This window comes from Myxococcales bacterium (genome assembly GCA_012517325.1).
Classification (GTDB): domain Bacteria; phylum Lernaellota; class Lernaellaia; order Lernaellales; family Lernaellaceae; genus JAAYVF01.
Map to the genome: position 1 here is coordinate 22,054 of JAAYVF010000027.1, position 23,284 is coordinate 45,337.

General features: G+C 60.3%; 19 protein-coding genes and 1 tRNA gene. 10 read left to right on the forward strand and 10 right to left on the reverse strand.

Annotation, left to right across the window (positions count from 1 at the left end):
- The 6 genes from GX444_05750 to GX444_05775 form a co-directional block, all read right to left on the reverse strand.
- Positions 1-1,032, reverse strand: coding sequence for a hypothetical protein (locus GX444_05750; protein NLH48093.1), 1,032 nt, complete (start codon positions 1,030-1,032; stop codon positions 1-3).
- 90 nt (positions 1,033-1,122) lie between these two features.
- Positions 1,123-2,400 (reverse strand): hypothetical protein, encoded by a 1,278-nt coding sequence (locus GX444_05755; protein NLH48094.1) that lies wholly within the window; start codon positions 2,398-2,400, stop codon positions 1,123-1,125.
- Positions 2,397-2,909 (reverse strand): hypothetical protein, encoded by a 513-nt coding sequence (locus tag GX444_05760; protein NLH48095.1) that lies wholly within the window; start codon positions 2,907-2,909, stop codon positions 2,397-2,399. The genes GX444_05755 and GX444_05760 overlap by 4 nt, the downstream gene beginning before the upstream one ends.
- The gene (locus GX444_05765) at positions 2,909-4,288 is read right to left on the reverse strand and encodes a sigma-54-dependent Fis family transcriptional regulator (GenBank protein ID NLH48096.1); all 1,380 of its coding nucleotides are present in this window, start codon (positions 4,286-4,288) and stop codon (positions 2,909-2,911) included. Before GX444_05765 ends, GX444_05760 begins: the two co-directional genes overlap by 1 nt.
- Before the next feature lie 13 nt (positions 4,289-4,301).
- Positions 4,302-4,799, reverse strand: a complete 498-nt coding sequence (locus GX444_05770) for a hypothetical protein (GenBank protein ID NLH48097.1) — start codon at positions 4,797-4,799, stop codon at positions 4,302-4,304.
- On the reverse strand, positions 4,796-5,719 hold the full coding sequence (locus tag GX444_05775; GenBank protein NLH48098.1) for a HAMP domain-containing protein: 924 nt from the start codon (positions 5,717-5,719) through the stop codon (positions 4,796-4,798). Before GX444_05775 ends, GX444_05770 begins: the two co-directional genes overlap by 4 nt.
- Positions 5,720-6,075: 356 nt before the next feature.
- On the opposite strand from GX444_05775, the gene GX444_05780 reads away from it, so the two are divergent.
- The 5 genes from GX444_05780 (at position 6,076) to GX444_05800 (ending at position 11,915) form a co-directional block, all read left to right on the forward strand.
- The gene (locus tag GX444_05780; protein NLH48099.1) at positions 6,076-7,101 is read left to right on the forward strand and encodes a hypothetical protein; all 1,026 of its coding nucleotides are present in this window, start codon (positions 6,076-6,078) and stop codon (positions 7,099-7,101) included.
- A gap of 4 nt (positions 7,102-7,105) precedes the next feature.
- Positions 7,106-8,224, forward strand: coding sequence for a sulfotransferase (locus tag GX444_05785; GenBank protein NLH48100.1), 1,119 nt, complete (start codon positions 7,106-7,108; stop codon positions 8,222-8,224).
- Entirely contained in the window at positions 8,221-9,078 is an 858-nt protein-coding gene (locus GX444_05790) for a hypothetical protein (protein NLH48101.1), read from the forward strand. Before GX444_05785 ends, GX444_05790 begins: the two co-directional genes overlap by 4 nt.
- A 179-nt stretch (positions 9,079-9,257) precedes the next feature.
- Positions 9,258-10,805 carry a hypothetical protein gene (locus GX444_05795; GenBank protein ID NLH48102.1) on the forward strand — a complete coding sequence of 516 codons (1,548 nt, stop codon included), beginning with the start codon at positions 9,258-9,260 and terminating at the stop codon, positions 10,803-10,805.
- Positions 10,806-11,114: 309 nt separating this feature from the next.
- A complete protein-coding gene (locus tag GX444_05800; protein NLH48103.1) occupies positions 11,115-11,915 on the forward strand; it encodes a hypothetical protein in 801 nt (266 codons plus the stop codon).
- A gap of 69 nt (positions 11,916-11,984) precedes the next feature.
- Here the strand turns inward: GX444_05800 and GX444_05805 are convergent, their stop codons facing one another.
- Entirely contained in the window at positions 11,985-13,340 is a 1,356-nt protein-coding gene (locus tag GX444_05805; GenBank protein ID NLH48104.1) for a hypothetical protein, read from the reverse strand.
- Positions 13,341-13,776: 436 nt separating this feature from the next.
- Here GX444_05805 and GX444_05810 point away from each other — a divergent pair, with 436 nt between their 5' ends.
- From GX444_05810 to GX444_05820, 3 genes are all read left to right on the forward strand, one after another.
- The gene (locus GX444_05810) at positions 13,777-15,546 is read left to right on the forward strand and encodes a long-chain fatty acid--CoA ligase (protein NLH48105.1); all 1,770 of its coding nucleotides are present in this window, start codon (positions 13,777-13,779) and stop codon (positions 15,544-15,546) included.
- A 669-nt stretch (positions 15,547-16,215) separates the two neighbouring features.
- Positions 16,216-16,989 (forward strand): hypothetical protein, encoded by a 774-nt coding sequence (locus tag GX444_05815; GenBank protein NLH48106.1) that lies wholly within the window; start codon positions 16,216-16,218, stop codon positions 16,987-16,989.
- A 338-nt stretch (positions 16,990-17,327) separates the two neighbouring features.
- A complete protein-coding gene (locus tag GX444_05820; GenBank protein ID NLH48107.1) occupies positions 17,328-18,674 on the forward strand; it encodes an MATE family efflux transporter in 1,347 nt (448 codons plus the stop codon).
- A gap of 6 nt (positions 18,675-18,680) precedes the next feature.
- Here GX444_05820 and GX444_05825 read toward each other — a convergent pair whose 3' ends face one another.
- From GX444_05825 to GX444_05835, 3 genes are all read right to left on the reverse strand, one after another.
- Positions 18,681-19,265, reverse strand: a complete 585-nt coding sequence (locus tag GX444_05825; GenBank protein ID NLH48108.1) for a hypothetical protein — start codon at positions 19,263-19,265, stop codon at positions 18,681-18,683.
- A 163-nt stretch (positions 19,266-19,428) separates the two neighbouring features.
- Positions 19,429-20,400 carry a hypothetical protein gene (locus GX444_05830; protein NLH48109.1) on the reverse strand — a complete coding sequence of 324 codons (972 nt, stop codon included), beginning with the start codon at positions 20,398-20,400 and terminating at the stop codon, positions 19,429-19,431.
- A 6-nt stretch (positions 20,401-20,406) separates the two neighbouring features.
- Entirely contained in the window at positions 20,407-21,816 is a 1,410-nt protein-coding gene (locus tag GX444_05835) for a methyltransferase domain-containing protein (GenBank protein NLH48110.1), read from the reverse strand.
- A gap of 228 nt (positions 21,817-22,044) precedes the next feature.
- Between GX444_05835 and GX444_05840 the strand changes: the two genes are divergently transcribed.
- The gene (locus tag GX444_05840; GenBank protein NLH48111.1) at positions 22,045-23,100 is read left to right on the forward strand and encodes a prolipoprotein diacylglyceryl transferase; all 1,056 of its coding nucleotides are present in this window, start codon (positions 22,045-22,047) and stop codon (positions 23,098-23,100) included.
- Between the two features lie 39 nt (positions 23,101-23,139).
- Positions 23,140-23,213, forward strand: a tRNA-Val gene (locus GX444_05845).
- Positions 23,214-23,284: the final 71 nt, after the last annotated feature.

A 23,284-nucleotide genomic window follows, 5' to 3' on the forward strand; every position in this document is an offset into this window, starting at 1 on the left:
TCAACCTCCCGCGCCCGTTCCCGAACCGCTAAAAATCAGGGTCATGATCCGCAGGGCCGACGCCGCCCAGCCGTGCGGCGCGAGCGCCGCCGCCGTCGCCAGACCCGCGCCGATCAAGATGGCCCCGCCCAGCACGAGCTTGAGCACGTCTTGCGATTTGAGCGTGGCGAGCTGCACCGGGTCGCGCGACAAATAGCTGGCCGCCGCGTAAAGCTCCTCGCCGATTAGCGTGTAATCGCAGGCCGCCACGAGAAACGGTAGTTGCGAGGTCTGGTCGGTGCCGGCGATCTGAATCGCCCCGATCGAATTGCCGGTTTCGGCCATGACCAGCGCCTCGGCGGCGAACCAACCCTGCATGAACACCGCGCCGGGCTTCTCGCGCATCATGATGCCGTCCACGCCCGCCGCGTAACCGAATTGATCGTAGGTCAGGTAGTTGACCTGGTCTTCCTGAAACAGATCCGGGCGCCCCGCCTCGAGGTAGGCCATCTTCACCGTTTCCTGCGCGGTCGGATGGACGATCGGGTCGGAACACGGCACCAGCAGCTTCGCCTGGTACTCCGCCACCAGCCGCGACACCCGCCGCAGAATCGACAGCGCCGCCAGTGTCGCCAACATGCTCATGTCGCCGATGCCCGGAATGAACAGCACCGGCTTGCCCATCTCCGTCGCGCGGCCCACCGCGTCGTCCACCGCCTCGAGCCCCGCGATCTTGCGGATGAACAGCGCGCCGCCCGCCCGTTTGGCGTGCCGGATGAAGAACAGAATCATCAGCGTCAGCGTGGCGATGATCACCAGCGATGGGAGGCGGTCCTTGGCGAACCAGGGCCCGGGTTTTTTCGCCTGGTCGGCCGGCTCGGCGGGTGATGCTTCGGGCGCCACCGCGGTCGGTTCCGCGGTCGCGGCGGTCGCTTCCGGCGCTGGCTCCGGCGTCGGCGGCACGGCGACCGGCGTCGCGTCCTGGGCGACGGCGAGCGAAGCCATCGTCAGAAGGATTGCCGCCGCGATCAGCCAAAAGATTGTTTTACGCATGTTTTGCGCGCACCCGCCGCTCTCGATTTGTCTTTGAATCCTTATAAAGGACGGCCCGCGGGAAAGCAAGAAGTTGCGGGGCCGCGGTCGTCAAAAATGGTATTCGAGGCTCAGGGAGCCGATGTGGTCCTCGAATTTGTTCGTCGAGCTCAGGGGGTCGTTCATGCGATAGAGGTAGCGCGCCTTGGTGTAGAGGCCGTACTTGAGGCGGACGGTCAGCCAGGCGGAGGTCAGGAACAGGCGGTCGATCCGGTCGGGTTGTCCCGGGATGGGATTCGTGGCCCGGGAGAAGGTCTTGTAAACGTACTCGTCGTACAACGACAGCGTGAAACGATCGTTCAGGCGCACCGAATAGAACACTTCCGCCTTGTGCTTGATGAAGCCGAATTCCGCGTCGATATCCAGCGAGCCCTGATCGCCTGATGAACGGCCGAAGTCGCCCGACATGTTTCCTGGCGAGGGCGAGGACATCGGCGGGGGAGACGATCCCGGCGGCATCGGCGGCGACGGGCCGTCATGTTGCCTCGGGTCGGGTTGGGTCGGCGTCGGCGTCGGGGTCGGAGTGGGGGATCTGGAAGAGTCACTTGCCATATCGAACGGTTCGTAGTCGCTGTCGTCCACCTGATAGAGGTAAGCGCCCCGCAGGCAATGACGCTGGGCGAAAAAGGCATCCACTCCCGCTTCGACGGTGAAGCGGTCGCCTTTTTCGGGTGCGCGGGGTTTGAACGAATCGGCATCCCCCTCGCCGCCGACGTAAGCGAGGTAGTCGACGGAATAATAGGTGGAAACCAGGGGCGTCCAGGTATTGCGCAGTTCGACGAAACCCCCGTTCATGAAATAGTCGAGCGGATGGTTGTCGGGGTGGGAGGAGAGGATGTTTTCGTAACCGATCCGGCCTTCCAGCAGGCGGAAAATCGTGCGCTTGTATGCCAGGGTCGCCGCGTTGCGGACGAAATCGGACCAGAAATCGTCGGGCGTCGAAAAATAGCGTGCGCTGTCCAGGACGCTGACGGTATTGGCGCCGAAGTTGAGCCCCAGATAGAGATTGGCATTGCCGACGTACCAGGGATCCTTGGAATGGTAGTAGGGCCAGTTGCCCAGGCCTTGCAGATCGAATTCCAGTTGCCACAGCCGGGCCCACGAGAGGCTCGTGTCGATCTTTGCGTCGACGCCCAGAATGAAATCCTCCCGGTGAAGATCGTCGTTTGCCCGGGCCTCGTTCAGGGAAAAATTCGAGTCGTACATTCCCGACAGACCCAACGAACCGCTCACCGGGAAGGGGGTTTTTTCCTCGTCGGCGGCGGTTGCGGCGACCGGCAGGACCAAGGCCGCGAGCAACCACAAAAAACAAGTCAGGTAGCGCATCATGGCGTTCCGCCTTCGTGTTGCCGCAGGGCATCGGCTTTCTTTTGGTATTGAGCGAAAATATTTTTCAACCGCTCCTTCTCCCGTAACAGCTCGCCGCGCGAGTCGGTTTGCTGTTTCAGCAATTTTTCCTGTTGTTGAATGCGCTCGGTCAGCTCGTGCTTGCGCTGGAGCGTTTGGGAATCGCGGCCTTGCTGCATTTCCGACAAATCCTGGAGAACTTCCTTTTGCGTGTGCAACGATTGCAGGATTTGCTGGTTCTGGTCGATCGCGAGAGTAAGCTTTGTTTCCTCGCGGCTCAATTCGTCCAGGCGGTCCGCGATGATTTCGGCCTTTTCCTGGATGTCCTCGGGTCCGTCCAGCGGACGGATGACGATGGCCGCGTCGATGCTCTTCAGCCGGCGCCAGGCGTCGGCCGCGTCCGCCGGATCGTCACTTGCCCAGACCACTCCCGCGGCCGCGAGCAGCGCGGCGGTCAGCAACGCCAGCACGGCGACCCGGGAGGCGGACATCAGTCGGTGACTCCGAATTTTTCCAGCTTGTAGCGAAAACGGTTCCGGTCGATGCCCAGCATTTTGGCGGCTTTGGCCTTGATCCGGCCGGATCGTTCGTAGCCGTGCAGGATCAAGCGCCGCTCGAAGTTCTCCATTTCCTCGTCGAAATTCACGTCCGAATCGGGCAGGCAGACGTACGAGGCGGAGGGGGGCAAAAACGTCGGCGGCAGGTGGGACAGATTGATCGGCGCGCCGGCCGCCAGGATGGTGGCCCGCTCGATGACGTTACGCAATTCGCGGACGTTTCCCGGCCAGTTGTAGTCCATCAGCGAATCCATCGCGCGCGGCGTCAGGCCCGGCGCCTGCCGTTCCTGCCGCTGGGCTTGCCGTTTGATGAAGGCCTCCACCAACAAGGGGATGTCCTCCTTGCGGCTGCGCAACGGCGGCAACTCCATCGTGAAAATGTTGAGCCGGTAGAACAGATCCTCGCGGAACTCGCCGTCCCGGATGGCCTTCGGCAGGTTTTTGTTGGTCGCGGAAATGATGCGGATGTCCACCTTGAGGGTCCGCGAACCGCCGACCCGCTCGAATTCCTTTTCTTGAATCGCGCGCAGCAGCTTGGTTTGGAACGGCACCGGGATCTCGCCCACTTCATCGAGAAAAAAGGTGCCCTGATCCGCCAGCTCGAAGCGCCCGAGCTTGCGTTCGATCGCGCCGGTGAACGCGCCCTTCTCGTGGCCGAACAGTTCGCTTTCCAGCACGCCGCCGGCGTAGGTCGCGCAATGGACGCTGACGAACGGCCCCTTGGCCCGGCCGCTCTTGGCGTGAATGGCGCGCGCGACCAGTTCCTTGCCGGTGCCGCTTTCACCCAGGATCAGCACCGTGGCGTCGGTCGGCGCGACCTTGTCGATCGTTTCAAACACCCGCTGCATGGGCTGGCTTTTGCCGATGATTTCGCCCAGGCCGTGTCGATAGGCGTCATCCGCCTCCAGGGTGCTGACCCGCGCGTCCAGGCGCTCCATCCGCCGGGCGAGTTCCCGCTGCGCCACGGCCTTCTGGAATTTGACCTGCAACTCGCCGTTGTCGAGCGGTTTGGTGATGAAATCGAAGGCGCCGATTTTCATCGCTTCCACCGCCGCCTCGACGCTGCCGTAGGCCGTCACCACGATGACGACCACCTCCGGCCACCGTTCCCGCGCCTGGCGCAGCAACTGCATGCCGTCCACTTTCGGCATTTTCAAGTCGGTGACGAGAACGTCGACGGGCCGTTCCTCCAGAAACCGCAAGGCCTGTGCGCCGTCGTAGACCGCGTGGGCCGCGTGGCCGCGCCGCTCGACGAGCGCGCAGAGCGTATCGGTTGCCGTTTTGTTGTCGTCCGCGATCAGAAATTCGGCCATGATTGCCCGCCTTCTAGCCCTGGCTTGCCCGAGGCAAATGGATGGTGAAGCACGCCCCCGCCTGGGGAAGGTTGTCGACGGAAATGGTTCCGCCGTGGTTTTTGACGATCAAAGCCACGTTGGCGAGTCCGAGGCCGGAGCCGGTCACCTTCGTGGTGAAAAACGGTTCGAACAGTCGCGGCAGGTTTTCGGCGGAAATACCCGGTCCCGTGTCCTGGATCACGAAGTCGACGCCCCCGTCGCCGGCGGCTGGTTGAATGGTCAGAGCGACCCGGCCGCCGTCATCGCAGGCTTCGACGGCGTTGAGCAAGAGGTTGAGCAACGATTGTTCCATCCGTTCGCGGTCCATCCGGACCAGCGGCAACCCCGGCGACGAGTGCGTCCTGATTTCCACGTTTTTTTCGCGCGCCGCCGCCCCCGCCAGTTCGACGGCGGTCGCGGCCAGTTCGACGGGATCGACGTCGTCGACGACCAGCGTGATCGGGCGGGAGTAGGTCAGGAACTCGGTCAAAAAGCGGTTGAGCTTGCCGATTTCGTGCCGTCGCGCGGTTCCTGCAGTTCCTCGCCGAGCAGAGTGATGAGCAATTTGATGGAGTTCAGGGGATTGCGGATTTCGTGCGCCACGCTGGCCGACATTTCCTTCAACTTGGCGTCGCGCGCCTGGACCAGACGGGCCATTTCGTTGAGCGAGTTCGCCAACACCTCCAATTCGAGAATCGAGGGAATCGGCACGCGAGCCTGGTAATCGCCGTTGCCGATCTGCTCCGCCGTTCGCGCCATGTGACGGATCGGCCTGGTCAACGTGCGGGCCAGCAGTAGGGCCACCAGAAAAGCGATGATCGCGCCGCCGGCGGCGGTCCAGTACAAACGCGATTGCATGCGATTGATCAACTCGATTTCCGTGGCGCCGGCGTTCACCCCGACGATGGCGAACAAGCGTCCCTGATCGTCCATGACCGGCGCGTAGGCCGAGATGAAAAGCTGGTCGTTGGCGGCGGGGTAACTGCCGGTGCTGGCCGGCCGCCCTTGTTGAAGGCTGGTCAGGAAATCCTTCTTGAAATGACCGAGCGCCGAGGGGGAACCGATGAGCCGGTCGAGGCGCGGATCCACCAGCAGGGAGCCGTCCGGTTGAAAGATGAAAACGTCTTCGACGCCGGTCGCTTCGCGGATTTCGGAAAGTTTTTCTTTGAGGCGCAGCACCATGCGCGTTTGATCGTCCCCGGTTTTGATCAGCGCCAGCCGCTCGTAGGGCGCGTTGCGGGCGGCGATTTTGGCGATGTCCTTGAGTTTTCTGCCGATTTCGTTTTCCAGGTGCGTCCGGGCCGTGGAGATGAAAGGCACGCCGAAAATCAGGATGACCGCAAGGATGAGCAAAAGGTAGAAAAATACCTGGGTCGCGAAGATGGTGCGGTTGCTTTTCAGCTTTTTCATTCCGTCGATTCCATACGATTCCATCCGGATTTCCAGAGAGAGACAAAGCAAAGATTATACCAAGCAATCCGCGTGTCGAGCGGCGGTCGGCGACGGGGGGTGAATGACGAAATTAATCTTTATTAACGGGTGGTTTGGTGATTTTTCAGTCCGGTCATTGATCCTGTCTAAGTTTCAGCAGTGCTAATTTTTCAGCGCTTTGTATCCAGGCGAATTCACGGAAATCGAATGCCTTGGCCATTCCGTAACGAATTGTATTTCGCGGGCTTACGTCGCGTTTGCCTCCTGGCATGGTTTTTGCCGTATTGCCGTGTTGGACGCGGGCAAATTTTTTCAGGGGAAGAAGGGAACTTAGAATGGCCTTTCCGGAACTGTACTTATCCAAGCCGGCGATCGTTCTCCCCGCGAAAAAAATCGATAACGACGAGCTGCTGGACCTGATCCGCATCAACTACCGCGGCGCGAAAGGCGATTACCCAGTGCTCGAAAAGATCGTCGAAAAAATCTTCGAACAATGCGGTTCCGAAACCCGCTACATCGAAACCGATCCGACGGTGCGCGTGGCCGAGTATGCCATCAAAGCCGCGCAAGCCTGCCTCGCGGCCAATGGCCTTAACGCCGGCAACCTGGATTTGCTGATCAACGGCAGTATCGCCCGCGAGTACTTCGAACCCTCCACCGCCATGGAGATCGCCGCCGGCCTGGGCATCGAGGAGATTCATGCCTTCGATGTCACCAGCGCCTGCGCCGGCTCGCTGGAAGCCGTGCACATCGCCGGCGCCTATTTCAATCTGCACGATCATTTTCAGAACGCCCTGGTCTGCTCCGCCGAATTGACGCGGAATTTTCTGAGCTACGCCATCCAATCCGTGCCGGAACTGGTCGAGAAGGCCGCCGGCCTGACGATCGGCAACGCCGCCGCGGCCTGGGCGATCAGCCGCCGGCCTTTCCCGGGCGGTTGTCTGCGTATCCGCGCGGCACGGAATTACAGCCTGCCGCGGCATTGGCATCTCTGCACGACGCCGATCGACGGCACTTTCACCTCGATGGCCGGCGAACTGTTCAAGCTCAGCGTCCACGTTGCCCCCGAACTGCGCCGCGTTTTGGCCGGCATCGGCTGGTCGGCCGCGGACGTCGATCATTTCGTCTTCCACCAACCGAGCGAAAAAATGGTCCAGGCCGTGATGTACGACCTCGAAGCCGCGCCGGAAAAGGCGGTCTACAGCCATCATCTTTACGGCAACACCTCCAGCACCACGGTAGCGTTGGCCTTGCATCAATTGCTCAAAGAGCGGGATATTTTGAACGGTCAAAAACTTTTGCTTTCGACCGCCGCTTCCGGTTTCACCATGGTGACCATCGCGGGCGAATGGGTGGAGTGATGAAATGATGAAATACATCAATTTATACCGCTTGATCCTGCGAACCTTCGGCTTTCACCTGCGGCCGGTGGGAACCTTTTGCCTGTTGCAGATCCATCGCCTGATCAACGGCGCGACCCGCGCCTTGGATCACCTGTTTTTCCCCGAATTCCGCCGGCAACCGCTCGACCGGCCGATTTTCATTCTGGGCAATCCGCGCGGCGGCACGACCTTCGTCCATCGTTTTCTGCTCAACACCGATCGCCTGTGCGCCTTCGAATTGTGGGAAATGCTGTTTCCGGCCATCACCGCGCGCAAAATCTTCGGGCGGTTCATTCACCGGTTCGCGCCGCTGTCGCCGGCCCGCTATCACAGTTCCGACGCCCACGAAACCGGCTTGCGCGACGTCGAAACCGACGACGCCATGGCTTTCTTCCACTTCGTGGACGGCGGTTTTCTCTGGTCGTATTTCCTGGCCTGGGAAGATACCTGGGGCAGCCGGTTGAGTCGGGACTATTTCGAGCTGGACGACGAGCCGGAAGAACGGAAACAGCGGCTGTTCCGCTACCTGGAAGGTTGTTGGCGGCGCAACCTCATGGCCAAGAGCAAGAGCCGGATCATCGTGAAGAGCAGCATTTTCACCCTGCGGGTCAAGACCCTGCTGAAACGTTACCCGGATTGCAAGATCATCTACTGCGTGCGCGACCCGCTGGAGACAATCCCGTCCGGCATGTCGTTGCTGACCGGCGTGCTGGAGCAATCCTACGACATGTTCCATTCCACCTCGCCCGACGTGCGCCAGCGGTATCTGGAAAACCTCTACCAGGGCTCCTGTGCCATGTACCGGACCTTCCATGATCTGCTGCAAAGCGGCGTCATTCCCGAAAGGAATCTGAAAATCGTCCCCTATCCGCGGCTCATGAACGACCTCGAGCGAACCATGGCCGAGTTGGTGGATTTTCTGGAGATCGAACCGAGCGCGCGGTTCACCGAAAAACTGCTCGAGCAGGCCGAGAAACAACGCCATCACAAAAGCAGGCACGAATACTCCCTCGCCAAATTCGGCTTGGACGAGGCGCGCCTTCGCCGGGATCTGGCGTTCGTCTACCAAACCTACGGCCTGGCGGGAGGATCCGAATCATGAAAACAAAAGTCGGGCTCCTGAGTGTTTTGGTTTTCTTTCTGGCTTTCCTGATGCCCTCGTTCGGTTGCTCCGGCGACGACGACGACGAAAATGATTCGGCAACGGACGACGACAGCGACAACACCGGCGACGACGACGATAACGACGATAACGACAACAACGACAACAACGACAATGACGACAACGATGACAATGACGATTCGACCTTCGATCCGAGTGTCATCCTCGGCCGGACCTATTCCCTGGATATCCCACTGTCCGCTTGGACGGTGCCGGCCGGCGTCGGCGACATCATCGGGTATTACGTCCCGATCCTGTTGTTCGAGCCGCGCAGCGCCGACGACGGCGTGCTCGATCTCCTGGCGACCGTGGGCGCCGAGGAAAAAACCGTCGTGCAGGACGAGTGCAACCTCACGACGGACTTTGCCGACAGCGTCTTGAACGACGACGGTTCCTTTTCGTTCGGCCCGCAAGACTTTGCGTTGCGCATCGAGGGCGTGAGCGCCGGTCTGCACCAGGCCTACGGTTCGGGCACTTTTCTCGCGGACGGTTCCGGCTTCGATAACGGAGTACTCGGCGGGCTGTTGGACGCGCGGGAATTGCTGGATTTCCTGCTCTACGGGCTCGACGAAATCTGCCTGGTGACGGCGATCTTCGGCGCGCCGTGCGTAGCCTGTCCGGCGGACGGCGAAGTATATTGCGTGGAAATCAAGGCCGAAGGTTTTTCGGCGGCGACGGTTTCCGGCTTGTCCTTGACCGAAATCGGGTCGGACGATCTCGGTCCGGAATGCGACGATGACGACGACACCGCCGCCGCCGACTCGGTATCGGCAAACGAAAGCACCTTGTTTTAGCAGGGTGTGGAAAAACACCCGGCGTGCGATCCAGGGATGGATCGCCATTTTCGGTAACTTCCGAAGTTGCCGAAAATGAAGCGAAATAAAAACCACGCTTTTTATTGAGCGTAGTTGAAAAAGGCCAGGACGACCTTTTTCAACAGCCTGTTAGAGAGGAAAAAAAGGAGTTCACGACCATGGAAAGACATTCTCTTTTGTGGCTGCTGCTCCTGATTTTACTGACCGGGTTTTTCTTCCCCGCCTGCGGCAACGATGATGACGATGACAACGATTCCGGCGGCGACGACGACAACGGCACGGATGACGATGACGACAACAACGACGACAACAACGATGATGATAATAACGACGACGACGACAACGATGACGACAATGACGATTCGGCCGCCGGCGGCGATTTCACGGCGACGGTGACCGCAAACCCGATTTGCGGCATCTCCTGCATCGTCACCTGGACCACCTCCGAAGCGGCTTCCTCCTGGGTGGAATTCGGCCCGGCGGACGGCGATTACGCGCTGCTCATTGGCACGGATGATTTGACGACCGATCACCGCGTCGTGGTGGTGGGCATGCACGCCTCCACCGATTACAAACTGCTGGCGGTTTCGGAAACCGCGTCGAAAACGAGGCTGGAATCGCAAGAGTTGTCATTCTCGGCCGCCTCGCTGCCTTATGTCTGGCTGGCCGGCGATCTGGATGTGTACGAGGAAGGCCGGACGAACGACGGCTGGACGCTCACGAATCTCTCGGTCCAGACCATGGAAGGCCAGTTGGCCGTCGCCATGTACGATATGGAGGGCGAGCCGGTCTGGTATTACGTGCCGGCGAACTTCGGCGCCCGCATCGACCTGGTGGCGAGCTGGGTGGACGACCAATACGTGCTGGTCGGCCCGTCGGTGCAGTCCGGCAAGCGCCCCTTCGAGATCGACCTGGAAGGCAACAAGGTCTGGGAAGGCCCGGTCGAAACCGGCAGCGGCATGACCGATGACGGCGCCATGCACCACGTGCTGCACAAACTGACCAACGGCGATTACATTACGACCTACAACGATGTGCGGTCGAACGTCGCCGGCGACGATATCGTCGAATTCGACGCCGACCTCACTACGACCTGGAGTTGGAGCTTCTGGGATCACCTGACGCCCAAAGCGCAAGCGATCGGCCGGGACTGGACCCACGTCAACACCGTGCTGGTCGATTTCGCTGACGACATTGTGTACGTCAATTCGTTCGCGTTGAGCCAGTTTTTCAAGATCGACCGGACCAGCGGCGAGATCCTCTGGACCTTCGGCGAGGGCGGCGACTTCACGGCCGACCCCGACGCCACCTATCCCTGGTACGGCGGCGGCCACGGGATCGACGCGCTCGGGGACAACCAGTTCCTGTTCTATGACAACGGCCTGGTCGGCCGCAATTTCTCGCGCGCGATCATCTACCAGTTGGACGAGAACACCATGGAGTCGAGCATCATCTGGGAATACAAAGGCGCCGGCTCGGACGCCTGGTACAACATGTCGCTGGGCGACGCCGACCGGCTGGACAACGGCAATATCCTGATCGTCGCCGGCAACGGCACGCAAAACCAGTCGGGAAGTCGGTTCATCGAGGTCACACCGGACGGCGAAAAGGTGTGGCAGATGTGGCTCTACAGCAACAACCAGACGAAAGTCAGTTCCTATCAGGCGGATCGCATCCCGGCTCTGGCCGAGGCGTTGGACCGCTAAGCGTTTTCTCGGTTTATTCCTCCACTTTCGGGCCACCCGCTTCGGCGGGTGGCCCACTCGTTTCAGCCGGTGTGACGATCATCGGTTATCTCGGCAGGGGAAAAAAGTCTTGTTGGAAAACGCCATGCATATATAATACTTTTAATTTGGAATCCATTTGTATCCATTTGATAATTAATCTTAATAAATAGACAATTTGGCGAGAATAAAAACTTTGACTTCCGACATCAATGGGAATACCAAATAGAATGCTCGTCGAAATAATGTTCATTTAACGGGTTATAAGTAGAAAAAAGGGGAGGATTTTTCATGAAAAGCACGGGTTTCTGGTTGCTGTTGGCGTTGACGGTGTTTTCGGCGTTCCTGCTCGTCGCGGCCTGCGGCGACGACGATGACGACGACAACGATACCTCTGATGATGACACGGCCGACGACGATGTGGCCGACGATGATGCAGCCGACGATGATGCGGCGGACGACGACGCGGCGGATGACGATTCCGGCGACGACGATGATGACGACAACGACGTCGTCGAACTTTTCTCCGAGGATTTTGAAAGCTACACGGCCGGCGATCCGCTGGGGACGCCGTGGGTGGTGACCCTGACCGGCGAAAGCTATTCGACCATTTTCGAGGCGGTTGATACCAGCTACGGCAACTGCCTGGAAAACGTCGGCAGCATCCTGGCCGGCGAGAGCGCCAAGGCGGTTCTGGGCTACACCGGCGCGGCGGACGATCTGGCCGTGACATTCGATTACTGGGTCGACACCGATGCCTACGGCCGTTTCTGGCTCTCGAACGACGGCGGCACCACCGTGGGAGCCGGCGTGGCCACCATCCCCGGCGGGGCGTTGTACGCCAATACCGCGGGCGGCTTCGGCCAGGCTTGCGGTTCCGTGATTTCCGAGGAATGGAACACGATTTCGATTCTCGTGAACTATGCCGCCGGTACGTATGACGTCGAGATCAACGGCAATATCGAATGCGAGGACGTGGACGCCGGCCTCGGCGCCGATGTCACCTACAACGCCATCGTCCTGGACGACAGCATCTTGGTTTCCGAAGGCGGCTACTACTACTTCGACAACATTCTCGGCAAAACCCAATAATTCGGCGATTTTAAAAACAACCGGCCGCAGGGAAGGCCCCGCGGCCGAGTTTTTTAATTCCGCGAGCCGTTACATCACCAGGCGGATGTCCCGCTTCAGGCGCTCCTTGCCCAGGATGCCGATGATGCCGTCGTCGTAGTTGGAGGCGGCGATCTTCTTCGCGTCCTCCTCGACGTGGATCATCGAGGTTTCGATGCCGTAGGAATTGAGGATTTTTTTGATCTGCCCGTAGTTTTCCTCGAGCGATTCCTTGACCGACAGGAACCCGCGCTCGGCCGCCTTGGCCCGCTGCCAGAAGGCCACCGGGTTCATTTCGAAGAACTGCACGTCGTTGATGTCGGGCTCGATCAGCACGATGTCGCCCAGGAAGTTCGGATCCTGCGCGAAGGCGCGCAGCGATTGGTGCAAACGGTGGTGCAGCAGCATCCGGAAGACCTGGTTGATCACCGCCAGCATGCCGCCCGCCGCGAGGTGCGGCTTGTCGGTGACGTACTGGTCGATCTCCTTGTACCACTGCACGACGAGCCGGTTTTCGAGCGGCCGGAACGGGTTGTAGCAGATGATCAGGCTCGCCCCGTGCTCGACGGCCACGTCGATGTTGGCCGTTTCGGCGACCGCGCCGTCGACGTAATCGACGCCCTTGATCCGGGCCGGTTTGTAGAAGCCGGGCAGCGCCGACGAGGCCTGGATCGCCTCGCTGATCGACAGTTCGTTGTTTTCGTCGTGGCCGAAGACGACGCGCTCGCCGGTGTCCAAGCGCGTCGCGGTGATGTACAGCTCTTTCTTCTGGCGGTGGTAGAGGTCGGCGAAGTCGTTTTTGAAGTGCGCCGCCTCGAGGTTGTGGCGAATGTATTTTTCGAGGCGGTTGTTGTCGAAGATGCCCGAGGGGATGTAGTCGAAGAATTTCGGCAACGCCCGGCTGGCCGAAGCGATGCGCACCAAAATCTTGATGACCGCGTCGAGGTTCTTGTAGCTGGGCGAGGTGACGAAATCGCCGAGGGTGGCCAGGAAGCGCTTGTCGGGCGACAGCAACAGGCTGAGGAAGTTGATTCCGAAACGCGGCAGCGACGTGCCCAATTCGAAGGCCAGTTGCAGCGGTTTCTGGACGAATTCCATGACGTTGGGGTTGTAGAAATCGAGCGGCTTGAGCTGCGACAGGCGGTCGGATTTGCCGTCGAGGCTTTTAAGAATTTCTTCCGGCGTCAGGCCGATGGACAGCGGGCAGGCGATGATGGCGCCCGCCGACAGGCCGACGTAGGTGTCGAAATCGGTCACGTCGCGGTTGATCATCAGGTCGGACAACGCCTTGAGGCCGCCGATTTTGTAGGTGCCGCCGCTGACCGCGCCGCCGGCCAGGACCAAGGCGATCTTCGCGTTTTTCTTGCGGATATTCAGGTCGCTCTTTTGTACGATCGTGATGCCCACTGGAGCCTCCCGGTTGATCGCCCGAACCTTCCGCTGGCAATTAGGCAATCGCGGTCCGCACTTGAACCGCGTCAAGATATTGTGCGGAGTGTAGCGAGATGCCACAATCCGTGTCAACTTCAAAATAACGCGATCGACGTTTTCGCCGGCCGACAACCTCTCTGAATATCGGTTCAAACCGGGCAAACCTCAAATTGTTTGTTTCTTGAACCTTTTGCGAAGCGGAAAATTCTTTTCCGGGACCCGGTTTCAACGCAAAAAAACCGTGCCGAACGCTTCATTTTTCGACACTTTTTCATTCGAACGGCGGTGGGGGATTGACGCCGCGCGGACCGGGGGAGTATACAAATTCGACAACCTTTTTCCTTTTTGTAGTGTACCAAAACATCATTCGCAGGGGTGCAACATCATGGACCAGGAAAATAATCTTGCCCAAATGTGGAAGAATCGTGTCGCCAAGTACGGCGACAAGGTTTATCTGCGCGCCAAACGCGACGGCGCGTGGAAATCCTATACCTTCCGCGACGTCGACCGCATGGTCACCGATATCGCGCTGGGCATGTTGTCGCTGGGGTTCAAACGGGGCGACCGCATCTCGCTGCTGTCGGAAAACCGGCCGTACTGGACGATGTTCGACCTGGCCACCCAGAGCCTCGGCGGCATCCTGGCCACGATCTACGCCACCAACACCCCCGAGCAGTGCGCCTATATCGTCAACAACTCCGAGTCGCGCTTCGTGGCGCTGTCGAACAACAACCAGCTCAACAAGCTGTTCGACAAGAAGGTCAGCATCCCGCTCGTCGAAAAGATCATCATCTTCGATCCGATCGACGGCATCACCGACAAGGACCCCCGCGTCCTGACCGTCAACAAGCTGATGGAACTGGGCCGTTCCTATCCGCATCCCGAGGAACTCGACAAGCTGATCGCCGCGTCCACCTTCGACGACGTGGCGACGCTGATCTACACCTCGGGCACCACCGGCGATCCCAAGGGCGTCATGCTGACCCACGGCAATTTCTACTCGAACGTCCAGGGCGCCGCGGAAGTCATGCCCGTCTCGCCCGAAGAATCGTTCCTCAGCTTCCTGCCGTTGTCGCACAGCCTCGAACGGATGGCCGGCCACTTCACGCCGATGTACATCGGCGCGACCGTCAGCTTCGCCGAGTCGATCGACGCCATCCGCCAGAACCTGCAGGAGATCAAACCCTCGGCGATGGTCAGCGTGCCGCGCATCTACGAAAAGTTCCACGCGGCGATCCTTGACAATGTTTCGAAAAGCGCGCCCCTCAAGCAGAAGCTCTTTCATTGGGCGCTGGGCGTCGGCCGCGCCGCCGGCAAGTACATCCTGGCCAACAAAACGGTGCCGCCGCTGCTCGCCCTGCAGCACACCCTCGCCGACAAGCTGGTCTTCGCGAAAATCAAGGCCAACCTCGGCGGCAACCTGCGCTTCGCCATCAGCGGCGGCGCGCCCCTGTCGCCCGAGTTGTTCGAATTCTTCTTCGCCATGGGCGTGACGATCTACGAGGGCTACGGCCTGACCGAAACCACGCCGGTCGTCACCTGCGCCTCGCCAGGCAACATCCGCACCGGCACGGTCGGCAGGGTGCTGCCGGGCGTGACGGTGAAGATCGCCGCGGACGGCGAAATTTTGGTGAAGGGCCCGAACGTGATGAAGGGCTACTACAAGATGCCCGAGGCGACCGCCGAGGCCATCGTCGACGGCTGGTTCCACACCGGCGACATCGGCGAACTCGACGCCGACAGCTTCCTGAAGATCACCGACCGCAAGAAGGACATCATCGTCACCGCTGGCGGCAAGAACGTGGCGCCGCAAAACATCGAAAACATGCTCAAGATGGAGCGGTTCATCGAGCAGGTGAACATCATCGGCGACCGGCGCCGCTACCTGACGGCGATCATCGTGCCGGATTTCGCCGAACTGGAAAAATGGGCTCGGGAGAAGGGCCTGCAGTACGCCGGCCGGAAGGAACTGGTCAAGCTTCCCGAGGTCCACAAGCTGATCGAGGACGCCATCAAGAAAAACAACTCGGAACTGGCCAAGTACGAAACCATCAAGAAGTTCCACCTGACCGACATTCAGTTCTCGCAGGAAAACGACATGCTGACCCCGACCCTCAAGGTCAAACGCAAGAAGGTCAACGCCTACTACGCCAAGGAAATCGAGGCGATGTACGAGGAATAGAAAAACCGCGACGGTTCCGGGGCGCCCCTCATCGGGCGCCCTCGGTTTTTAAATCCGCATTCGCACCGGAATCCACACCTGTATCACCGACCGCATGACCACTGTAGGAGCGGCTTAGCAGCCGCGATACAAACCCTACGCCGTCTTTTCGTGCGAAAGCCGGAATCCACACCGACGTCCACCAACCTGTCATGCCGAACTTGTTTCGGCATCTCAAAGCCCGACCCAGAAAAAAACCTACGCCGTCTTTCCGTGCGCCAGCCGGAATCCACACCGGGAGCGCCAGCGACCTGACTGGTGTAGGAGCGACTTCCCAGTCGCGATAAAAACCCGCGCCGTCTTTCCGTGCGCCAGCCGGAAACCACACCGCTTCCGTTTTGAAAATTCTCTGATTTACTAGCCTTGACTTTGACAAAGTAAAGTAGTGTTATTTGTCCATGTGCTGGGGAATAATCGAAAAGACATTTGTGAGGATTCCGAGGGTAGTCGAAGGATGGAGTTAAATAATGCTCCGGAAATTCCAATTTTTATATACTGCCCCCGGAAATCCACGGGACCAAAACCGAAAAATGAAGGTAGATAAGTATTGTGTCCCCGGAATTCCCCGGAATTCCCCCGGAATTCCAATTGTGTCCCCGGAATTCCCAAGGTGGAAAAGTCGATAATAGGTTGACCATGTTTTCGGAAAATGGAGAAATCATCTGGGATATCGATTTAACTCCAGGAGTCGATGAAGAGTGGGCGTTTATGATTCTTAATATCGAGGGAAGCCGTTTGTACTTATTGGGATCAAATAATCATATAGATAGCCATACCTACCTTTTGCCGGTTAACGAAAACGGCGATATCGGAGAGAGCTGGGATTTGGGTAGAGAAATATATACGTATGCCTCCGCAAATGATGGTGAAGAATTGATTTTCTATATAAAAAACGATGAAGGGCAATTGCTAAAAAAATATCGCTCGGATGGAGAATTAGTATTTCAAGTGGAAAGACCCATGAAAAGAGATTGGTTGGAGTGTAAACAAATTTATATTGATGAAATGAATGATATCTATCTATTTGCCTCTGAGGGAGGCGATTATGTTAGTCATATCTATGTAACAAAGTATAGTGAATTCGGCGATTATAAATGGTCGCACATCATTGCAGGCCGGGATTACGAAGTTATTGAATTTGTCGAGGCGCAATATCGCGGTTCCGGAGAGTTCTACGTCAGCGGAGTTTTAGATCCACATGGTTGGAGTGAAGGTACCAAGACCGTATTATTGGGAATGGACAGCGATGGGAATAGACAGTGGATTCACTATTATCACCCCGAAAATGCCGAGTCGATAAAACCCCTGGCGACCACGCTCGATGAAAACGGCGATTTATTTGTCGCCGGAACCTACAGTATCGAAGAAGAAGAGATTGACAACGTCGGCGGCTGCGGCTGCTGATTCGATTTCCTGCCGACATTTTCACATTCAAAATCCGCTTTGCATGGCCATCGATCCGGACGGATCGAAGACCATGGCACCCCGAAATGAAAGAATCGCCGACGATTTCACATTCCCACATCCGCCTTACATGGCCATCGATCCGGACGGATCGAGGACCATGGCACCCCGAAAAGGATTGCACCCTTCGAGACGGCAAAAGGCCTCCTCAGGTTTTTCGTCCTTCCCGGCGAAAGCGATCGAAAAGCCGCTTGTGTTTCGGGCGCTCGTCACTACAATGACCCGGTTCTTTTACCGGTGAAGCAACGGCCTTCTTCTTACATTGACGGCGCGATTCCATGTCGAAACTGGTCAACGAAAGCCTGCCGAAAACCATCGCCAAGATGGCCGTGCCGATGCTGGCCGGGACGTTCGCCCTCAACACCTACCAGCTCACCAACGCCTGGTTCGTCTCCCGGCTCGGCACCGAATCGCTGGCCGCGATTTCCTTCGCCTACCCGGTCATCATGTTCATCCTGTTTCTGGCCCGCGGGCTGAGCAGCGGCGCGATGACGCTGGTGGCGCACGCTCTCGGGCGCCAGGACCAGCACGAGGCCGCGACGCTGACGACGCACGCCCTCGGCCTGACCCTGTTGTTCGCCGCGCTCGTCACCCTGGTCGGCCTGCTGACCGTGCGGCCGGTGTTCGCCCGGCTCGGGGCCGCCGGCGAGGTGTTGGAAATGACCGCGCGCTATATGCGGATCTGGTATCTGGGCGCGCCGATCATGCTGCTGCAGGTAGTCGCCGCGGACGTCATCATCAGCACCGGCAACACCAAGATCATCAGCCTGCTCATGGTCGGCAGCACGGGGCTGAACATCTTCTTCGATCTCGGGCTCATCTTTGGCCGGTTCGGCCTGCCGCGGATGGGAATCGCCGGCGCGGCGCTGGCCACCATCCTCGCCCAGAGCGCGATCCTGGCAGCCGCCTGTTTCATCCTGGCGCGCCGGTTGGGGCTGATCGAACTGCGCCTTCCGGCGTGGCGCGAGCTGATGCGGTCGTGGGGGCGGATCCTCAAATTCGGCGTTCCCGGCGCGCTGGGCCTGGTGCTGACGCCGATTTCCTCGGCGGTCATCACGCGGCTGGTCGCCGGCTACGGCACCGCGGCGGTCGCGGCGTTGGGCGTGGCCGGCCGGATCGAGATGTTCGCCTTCATGATCCCGATGACCGTCGGCATGTCGCTGATTCCGCTGGCGGCGCAGAACTACGGCGCGGGCCGGCTCGACCGCATCCGGGCGGCGCGAAAAGGGACGATGTTGTTCGCGGCCGGCTACGGGGTCTTCATCGGCCTGACGTTCATTTTTTTCGCGGACTCCATGGCGCGGATCTTTTCCGCCGAGGCGGCCGTCGTCGACGTGCTCAAGTCCTATATCTACATCACCTGCATGGGCTATGGGATGCTGGAGGTCAACCGTTACGCGGGGTTCGTCATGACCGGCGCGCAGGAACCTTTGAAAGCCTCACTGCTCAACATCATCCGCGTGCTCGTGCTGCTGATTCCGCTGTCGCTGCTGGGGAGCGCGCTGTTCCATTTGCGCGGCATCTTTTTCGGCCGGCTGGTCACCGATTTGACCGCCGGGACGATCGGCATCTGGTGGTCGGGACGGGTTTTGTCGGCGAAGGCGGCGCGGCGCGGCGAAGCGTGAGTGCGGTTACTGCTGGATCGTCTGCAATATCTGGTTGGCGGTGGCGTCCTCGGTTTGCTGCACGTCGCCGAGGCTCTTTTGGAGCAGCGCCGCGTAATTGCCGGGCAGGTTGCTCATCACCATCTTGCCGTTGAGGAAGCGCAGGTTGTGCGCCAGTTCCCACATCACCTCGCGCGGTTGCGCGGTGCCCAGCGACGCGCCCAGGGTCAGGAAGTCGTCGCCACGGATCTTGAGCTTGCGCTGGCCGCGGTAGGCGATGATCACCTCGTCGATGTCGCTGCCCTGCAACTCGTGCGCGTATTCGAGGAAGGTCCGCACCAACCCCTGCGCGCCGCTGCGCGGATCCAGACCCCGCACGTCGAAGACGATGGTGTCCAGGTCGACGTAGCTGTCGAAATAGGCCGTGGCGCGAACGCCCAGGTTGCGGTCATCGCGGCCGATGACGCGGTTCAGCGGGCGCTGCAACAACCCGTAATTCAAAGCGAAAATGCCGATCATGCCCAGGACGGCCAAAATGATCAGGATGGTGAAGGAGCGTTGCAGGCCTTTGGAGCTCAGGTGAAAATTCAGGTTGCGCTTGAAGATCAACACGAAGACAAACCCTTCCCGGTAAAGGCTTCCGTGCCCCACGCAAAACCGGCCCTGTTACCAGGAATCCCCCTTCCCGATGGCTCAACACTAGCACCGGTCAAGGAAAAATACAAGCAACCGGCAAGCCAGGCATTGAAACGGCAAAGCAGCGCTCAGGCGGGATTCAGCGAATCTTTCCTTCGCGACGCAGGCGGAAGAAGTGCCGCCAGCCCAGAATGAGCACCCAGCGGCGTTCGCGGGGGGTCAGTTCGAGTTTGACGCCGTAGGTGCGTTCGACCTTGGCCAGCAGGATATCCACCCAGTTGTCGGTGAGCAGGATGCTTTTGGGCCAGCGCGCCTTGGCCCGGCGGCGGCTGCGGCGGATCAGCGCGGCGGTTTCCCGCAATTGGGCGGCGTGCAACGAAGCCGGGCGGCGCAGGTAATAGGTTTCCGGGTCGTCCTCGGGCAGGCGCGGCCGGAACAGTTCGGGCTCGAAGGCGCGGTATTGTTCCAGCAAGTGCGCCCAGATCGCGCGGTAGAACGGTTCGGCGGCGCGATAAAGCGCCTCGACCTTTTCGTCGGTTTTTTCGAGGCGCACCTCGCCCTCGTACGACAGGGCCAGGGCGCGCCGGATCAGCTCGGGCAGCGTGAAAACGGCGCCCACCTTGTTCAGCGCGTGCGGGGTCAGGGTCTCCATGGCCTGGTAACAGGCGCCGAGCACCTCGTCGCGCTCGAAAGTATCCCGCCACCAGATGACGGCCAGGCGTTTGCTGAACCGGCCCAGGTGGTAAAAATCCTTGGCATCGGGCGCGACGTGCTTTTTCAGGTCGGCGAGGCTGATGACGCAGTACTTGCAGGTCGATTTACCGCCCGCCGGCCGCTCCAGTTCGAGGTAATAGATGTTGGGCGGCAGGAACGACGCCAGCCAACGGTCGCGCCGGCGGCGGTAAAAACGGCGGTAGTCGTCGCAAATCAGGTAGAAGTCGAAAAAGCTGGTATCGGTGGCGAGCTGGTCGTCGAGTTTCGAGCCGTAAAACACGACGGCCGCGAGCGACTCGCCGAAGACGCGGCGGAAGTGATCGACGAAGGGCGCGACGGCGGGCGACGGCGCGACGCAATAGGTTTCGCGCAGCAGTTCCAGCGGATTGAGGGGCATGCGGCGTTATCTCCCCGCGGCCTCAGGCCAGGCGGTCGATTCCCCGTGTTCGAGCCGCGCGATCCGCGCTTCGAGCACGAACTGGTAGGCGAACAGTTCCGGCCAGAAGCGGGCGAGACGATGATAGGCGCGGTCCAGAAAACGGACCAGCGGGTTTTCGGCGTGCGACTGAAAGATGATCTCGAACGGCAGCGTGGTCACGGCGACGCGGACGATTTCGAACCCGGCCTGGCGCAGCAGCCGCGTGAAGGTGGCGCGGGTGAACAGGCGCACGTGGGTGTCGTCGAGGATGCCGCGCGCGTCGTACTCGAAGCGCCCGAGCAGCAGCGACAGGCGGTAGAACCAGATGGCGATATTGCCGGTCGAGATGATCATCCGGCCCTCGGGTTTCAGGTGCCGCCGGGCCAGGGCGAGGACGGCCTCGCGGTTTTTCAGGTGTTCGATGACGTCGGCCAGAATCACCACGTCGAATTCGCGGCCGTAGGGCAGGCGAAGCGCGGGGTCGTCGAGATCGGCCTGCCGGTATTGGTCGTAGGGCAGGCGCACCCGCTCCGGCGGCAGTTGATCGACGCCCGCCACGTGGCATCCCGCCTTGACGAGCCGATCGGCCAGCAAGCCCTGGCTGCATCCCAGGTCCAGCACCCGGCTGCCGGCCGGCACCGCCGCCAGGATCTGCTGGTGCGAACCGAACGGCGACCGCTTGTAGGTGTAACGCTCGCCGAAATCGACCAGCCAGCGGCCGTGCCGCAGCAGGTGAAGCTGGTGCAGGCGGTAGTGCAGCGCCGGCGAGAACAGGCGCCAGGCCTCGCGATCGCCGAGCGCGGGCCGGTCGACCCGCGCGCCGGGCAGGGGAACCTCGGTCGCCGACAGATCCAGGGCGCGGCCCTGAATCAACAGTTGGGCGTCGAACGCCTCGTTTTCGGTGTTGAGCAGGAAGGGAATGGCGCGTAGCGCGGCGGTCGAATAATACCGCCACCCGGACCGCAATTCGCGCCAGGAGCGGTGCAGAATCCAGTTCGTCAGGCGGATCGCCCGGCGTTCGGCGGCGGACGGCGGCGGCGTATCGCTCGCCAGGCCGACCGCGATGGCGGCGCCGTCGAAAACGGCGGCTTCCAGCAGGGGTTGCAGCGCCTCCGGGGTGAATTCCGCGCCGCGGCCGACGAAAATCACGCCGTCGAAGCCCTGTTCGACCGCGTACTGCAAACCGATCTTGCAGTTGGCGTAATAGCCGTATTCGCGCACGTGCCGCAACACGCGCGCCTTTTCCCAACCGGCGGCCGGCTCGCCGGCCGGCCGCGCCGCCTGGGCCGGCGTGAAAAAGCCGTAGGCCGCCGCCAACAACTCCTTCGCCGCGGGCGGCAGGCGCTCGGTCCAGGCCAGCAGCGCGGCGGGATCGGGGCAGGCGGCGAAGAACAACGCCAGCCGCGGCCAGGCCTCGCCCGACTCGCGCCGCCGGGCTGTTAATCGTTCCCAGGGCGAAATTTGAGGTTCGATGCTTTGAACTCCTTTGCCGGTGTCACTACTCTAAATACAACAACCGCCGGTCGCCCACAACGTGCGGCGCGAGCGCAAAATGGTCCGCTGCCCCACTTGATCCGCCGGGGGGCGGGCGCTTAGGATACGGCGACGGAAAGGAGCGGAACATTGCATCCGATTTTATTCGAACTGTTCGGCCACGAGGTGCGGACCTACAGCATGGCGATGGCGCTGGGCTTCGTCGTGTCGATCATCCTGTTGCGCCGCCGCGCCCCGTACGAGCAGATCGACGTGAATATGGCGCTGAACATCGTGATCCTGTGCATCGTCGGGACGATCGTCGGCGGGCGGTTGATGTTCGTCATCAATACCTGGGGCGAGCGCTTCGCCACCGAGGGAAAATCGTCGTGGGAAGTGTTTCTGGAAGCCTTCAAGGTCTGGGAAGGCGGCCTGGTGTTCTACGGCGGTTTTCTGGGCAGCATTTTGCTGGTCTGGCTGTACGTCAAAATCAAGGGAGGCGATTTCGCGGCAATCGGCGATTTTCTGGCGCCCTACGTCGGCCTCGGCCTGGCGATCCACCGGCCGTTCGGCTGCTTTATGAACGGCTGCTGCTACGGCGCGCCGACCGACCTGCCCATCGGCGTACACTTCCCGCTCGACGCCTCGGCCACCAAGACCTGGGGCATCGACCAGGCACTGCACCCGACGCAGATCTACATGGGCTTCAACGGCCTGATCCTGTTTCTGCTGCTGCGCTGGTACCGCGAACGCAAACGCAGCCACGGCGAGGTCTTCGGCCTGCTGCTGATGGTTTACGCCTTCAACCGTTTTCTGATCGAAATCGTGCGCGGCGATAAAATCCGCGGTCACGTGCCGCTGTTCGACCTGTTGTACTTCGTGCTCTTCGCCGCCGGCCTGGCGCTTTGGCTCTACGCGCGCGGCCGCGAAAGCCGCCCGCGGCCGGTCGAGTACCTCGGCCTGGCGCTGGCGGGGATCGCCGGCTTCATGGGTTTGTTCGGCACCGAGAGCGGCAGCCTGAACGAAACCGTCATCGAATCGCCGTTCTCGACCAGCCAATTCATCGGCTTCTTCGTGGCGGCGGCCGGCGCGGCGATGTTCTACTGGTCGCGGAAATTCGGGCCGAAAGTACAACCGGAATATGGCCGTTTGTTGCCGCCCGGCGCGCTGTCGGGCGAGGCCCCGACCGAGGAAACGGCAGGATAATCGAAGGGTTTGATTCGGCCGCGTTCGCGGCCGTGATCCGGGCGGATAGCTCAGCTGGTTAGAGCATCGGTCTTACACACCGGAGGTCGCAGGTTCGATCCCTGTTCCGCCCAACAGCTTGCCAAGGCCATTTTGTCCAAATCCAATTCCATTCGGCTCCTGAATGGTTCCAGGAATTTAAAAA

Coding starts and splice junctions, on each gene's coding strand:
- GX444_05780 (NLH48099.1), top strand. CDS start 6,076: ATGGCCTTTCCGGAACTGTACTTATCCAAGCCGGCGATCGTTCTCCCC.
- GX444_05785 (NLH48100.1), top strand. CDS start 7,106: ATGATGAAATACATCAATTTATACCGCTTGATCCTGCGAACCTTCGGC.
- GX444_05750 (NLH48093.1), bottom strand. CDS start 1,032: ATGCGTAAAACAATCTTTTGGCTGATCGCGGCGGCAATCCTTCTGACG.
- GX444_05800 (NLH48103.1), top strand. CDS start 11,115: ATGAAAAGCACGGGTTTCTGGTTGCTGTTGGCGTTGACGGTGTTTTCG.
- GX444_05795 (NLH48102.1), top strand. CDS start 9,258: ATGGAAAGACATTCTCTTTTGTGGCTGCTGCTCCTGATTTTACTGACC.
- GX444_05760 (NLH48095.1), bottom strand. CDS start 2,909: ATGTCCGCCTCCCGGGTCGCCGTGCTGGCGTTGCTGACCGCCGCGCTG.
- GX444_05810 (NLH48105.1), top strand. CDS start 13,777: ATGTGGAAGAATCGTGTCGCCAAGTACGGCGACAAGGTTTATCTGCGC.
- GX444_05820 (NLH48107.1), top strand. CDS start 17,328: ATGTCGAAACTGGTCAACGAAAGCCTGCCGAAAACCATCGCCAAGATG.
- GX444_05755 (NLH48094.1), bottom strand. CDS start 2,400: ATGATGCGCTACCTGACTTGTTTTTTGTGGTTGCTCGCGGCCTTGGTC.
- GX444_05830 (NLH48109.1), bottom strand. CDS start 20,400: ATGCCCCTCAATCCGCTGGAACTGCTGCGCGAAACCTATTGCGTCGCG.
- GX444_05790 (NLH48101.1), top strand. CDS start 8,221: ATGAAAACAAAAGTCGGGCTCCTGAGTGTTTTGGTTTTCTTTCTGGCT.
- GX444_05775 (NLH48098.1), bottom strand. CDS start 5,719: ATGAAAAAGCTGAAAAGCAACCGCACCATCTTCGCGACCCAGGTATTT.
- GX444_05765 (NLH48096.1), bottom strand. CDS start 4,288: ATGGCCGAATTTCTGATCGCGGACGACAACAAAACGGCAACCGATACG.